The sequence below is a fragment of the Cryobacterium sp. MLB-32 genome, from assembly GCF_000738085.1.
Classification (GTDB): domain Bacteria; phylum Actinomycetota; class Actinomycetes; order Actinomycetales; family Microbacteriaceae; genus Cryobacterium.
On the sequence record NZ_JPRS01000298.1, the window covers coordinates 1 to 3,064 of the forward strand.

At 62.6% G+C, this 3,064-nt stretch carries 3 protein-coding genes and 1 pseudogene; all 4 read right to left on the minus strand.

Annotation, left to right across the window (positions count from 1 at the left end; all coding sequences use genetic code 11):
- Nucleotides 1-168 precede the first annotated feature (168 nt).
- Nucleotides 169-690 carry a DUF721 domain-containing protein gene (locus tag JF66_RS17825; protein ID WP_051973725.1) on the minus strand — a complete coding sequence of 174 codons (522 nt, stop codon included), beginning with the start codon at nucleotides 688-690 and terminating at the stop codon, nucleotides 169-171.
- Entirely contained in the window at nucleotides 683-1,957 is a 1,275-nt protein-coding gene (gene recF, locus JF66_RS17830) for a DNA replication/repair protein RecF (RefSeq protein ID WP_035880130.1), read from the minus strand. The genes JF66_RS17825 and recF overlap by 8 nt, the downstream gene beginning before the upstream one ends.
- Nucleotides 1,958-1,963: 6 nt before the next feature.
- Nucleotides 1,964-2,851: a phosphogluconate dehydrogenase (NAD(+)-dependent, decarboxylating) gene (gene gnd, locus JF66_RS17835; protein WP_035880131.1), complete on the minus strand. Its 888-nt coding sequence runs from the start codon at nucleotides 2,849-2,851 to the stop codon at nucleotides 1,964-1,966.
- Nucleotides 2,852-2,875: 24 nt separating this feature from the next.
- Nucleotides 2,876-3,064, minus strand: a pseudogene (locus JF66_RS17840) (DNA polymerase III subunit beta); the annotation flags it as partial.

Here is a 3,064-nt window from a genome sequence, read left to right on the forward strand (position 1 = left end):
TCTGCACCGTATTCGTGCTCCGGCACGGGCGTAGGTTCAACTGTCATCTGAAATTTGGCTCCTGACCATCGCACGGGCGACCATTCAGTTTACCAAACGGGGGGACTCCAACCGGCCACAATCGCCGTTTGACGCGTTTATTTCGGGCGGTTGACCTTATTTGCATGGTTAGCCGTAGGTATCGCGCGGACCGCGCCCTGGAATTGATCTGGGGCCCTTTTTCCAGGATGGGGCGTTGGGGCCCTGGAAACGGATCGACTGGATGCCCGCCTCCGGATATTTGACGGCGATATGGCTCATGATCTCGTTGCGCATCAACCGCAACTGCGTTGCCCAGGCAGTCGACTCACAATGAACGGTGAGTACCCCCTCATCGATCCCGGCCGGACTGGAGTGATTCGCGGTCTCGACACCGGCCAGTTCGGCCCACGACGCCAGCAACTCCGACTGGGCCAGGGGAGAATTCCAGCCCAGCTGCATGGTCAAAGAGTTGATTGTGTCGCCGATGCCGCGCGGGTCACGACCAGCACCGAACGGAACGCTCGACCCCTGCTCGTCGCGCGGACGCCGCCGGCTGCGGTTCCGCCGCGCATTCGGGTCGCCGAAAACGTCCTTGAACCGCAGGAAGACGTTCGCTGCCTCGCTGTAACGTCGACCGACAGGCTCGGCCGGTTCCTCAGCTTCAGCCATCGACAACGGCACCGCCCCGGATATGGATGACGTGAGCCGTCAGTGCTTCCGGCACATCATCGAGGACGGCGGCCGTGATGAGCACCTGCTCGTATCCGATGATGGCCTCGGCCAGACGCGTGCGCCGCGACTGGTCGAGCTCGGCGAAAACGTCGTCGAGAATCAGCACCGGGTCGCCGCTGGCGGACTCCCGGCGCAGTAACTCCGCCGAAGCAAGCTTGAGCGAGAGAGCGAACGACCATGATTCGCCGTGACTCGCATATCCCTTCGCCGGGAGGTCATTGAGCATGAAGACCAGATCGTCGCGGTGCGGCCCGACCAGGGTGATGCCTCGCTCCATTTCCTTGCGCCGCAGCCCCGCCAGCGCGGCCCGAAAAGCATCCGCCGTCGTCGGTGTGCCAGCCCCGCTGGTCGCTTGGGTCGTGCCTGTCGAGCCTGTCGAGACCCCTGTCGAGACCCCGCGAGACAACCCCTGGGCCGCGCCCCCCTCGCTGGTCGAGCCTGTCGAGACCCCTGTGGAGATCGATGTCGAGACCCCGCGAGACGCGACCAACGACAGCTCATCACCACCGAAAATACTCAGCAGCGGCAGCAGTTCTGGGCGGTGATCCTCATCGACGACGGCTCGGTACGCGGCACGAAGGGGTTCCCCAAGCAGCCGCACGAGCTCAGCGCGCTCGTCGATGATCTCCGACCCGAGCGCCACCAGGCGTTCGTCCCAGATATCCAGGGTGCTGAGCTGGCCATCTTTCATTCCCGATCCGCGCGCCGACTTCAACAGCGTGTTGCGTTGCTTGAGCACCCGCTCGTAATCCGCGATCACGCCGGAGAGTCTGGGGGAGCGCAGCACGAGCAGCTGGTCAAGAAACCTCCTGCGCCCCGAAGGGTCCCCGCGAACGAGAGCGAGGTCCTCTGGGGCGAAAACGACGCTGGAAAAATACCGCGGCAAGTCCCGGGTACGGATTGCCGAGCGGTTCACCTGAGCACGATTCAGTCCCGTACGGTTCAGCTGAACCTCGGTAAGAATGTCTCGCCCGTTGTACTCGAGCCGGGCGCGGATAATCGCCGCTGGCTGACCGGCCCTGATCATGGCCTTGTCGTCGGAGACCCGGTGTGAGCCCAAGGTGCTCAAATAGCCCAGGGCCTCCACCAGGTTGGTTTTTCCCTGACCGTTACGCCCCACGATGAGATTGGCTCCCGCAAGCAGGGGAACCTCCGCTGCCGCATAATTGCGGAAGTCAGTGAGCGACAGGTGGGTGACGCGCACGTCGGATCAGTCGGCCTTCTTGACGGCGTGTCCACCGAACTGATTGCGTAGGGCTGCCACAGCTTTCATCGCGGGGGAGTCCTCCTGACGAGACGCGAATCGAGCGAAGATGGCCGCGCTCATGGCCGGAACCGGCACGGCATTCGACAGTGCTTCCTCGATCGTCCAACGACCCTCTCCGGAATCGTCGACGAAACCCTCAATGCTGGCCAGTTCTGGATCTTCTTCGAGAGCCTTCACGAGGAGTTCGAGCAACCACGACCGCACGACGGTGCCACGCTGCCAGCTCTTGAACGTTCCGGTGACGTCCTTGATCAGGTCGTCGCGTTTCGCGAGCATCTCATAACCCTCGGCGTAAGCCTGCATGAGGGCGTATTCGATGCCGTTGTGCACCATTTTGGCGTAGTGGCCGGCGCCAATTTCACCGGCGTGCACGAAGCTCTCGTCTCGAGGGCCCGCGGGACGAAGCGCGTCAAACACGGGCATGGCTCGCTCAATCTGGTCAGCGTTTCCGCCGGCCATCAGCCCGTACCCGTTTTCGACGCCCCAGACTCCTCCGGAGACACCCACGTCGATGTAGTTGATGCCCTTGTCCTGAAGCAGTGCTGCGTGGGTGAAGTCCTCGGTGAATCGGGAGTTCCCGCCGTCGATCACGAGGTCACCCGCCTCAAGTTGTTCGGAGAGATCCTGGATGACCGCGTTGGTGACGACACCGGACGGGACCATCACCCAGACGAGGCGCGGCGCCGGGAGCGCGGCGATCAGGTCTGCGGTGGACGAGACATCCGTAACCTCTGGGTTGCGGTCGTAGCCCGTGACGGTGATGCCCTGGTTCCGCAGGCGATCGCGCATGTTCGCGCCCATTTTTCCGAGGCCGATGATTCCGATGTGCATGGTGTTCTTTTCGTAAGTGTGCGGCTAACGCAGCAGCAAGTTGGGCTGCAGCAGGTACTTGTAGCTGTCGGCACCGGACTGTTCGCGCGAGGTTTGGCTCGTGATGAGCACGGGACCAGGCTTGTTCGGGTTTTCGGTCTTGGTGAAGGAGATCCGAACGAATTCAGAATGCACCGCACCCAAACCATCGAGGAGGAACTGGGGCTTGAGCGA

Coding starts and splice junctions, on each gene's coding strand:
- JF66_RS17825 (WP_051973725.1), bottom strand. CDS start 690: ATGGCTGAAGCTGAGGAACCGGCCGAGCCTGTCGGTCGACGTTACAGC.
- gnd (WP_035880131.1), bottom strand. CDS start 2,851: ATGCACATCGGAATCATCGGCCTCGGAAAAATGGGCGCGAACATGCGC.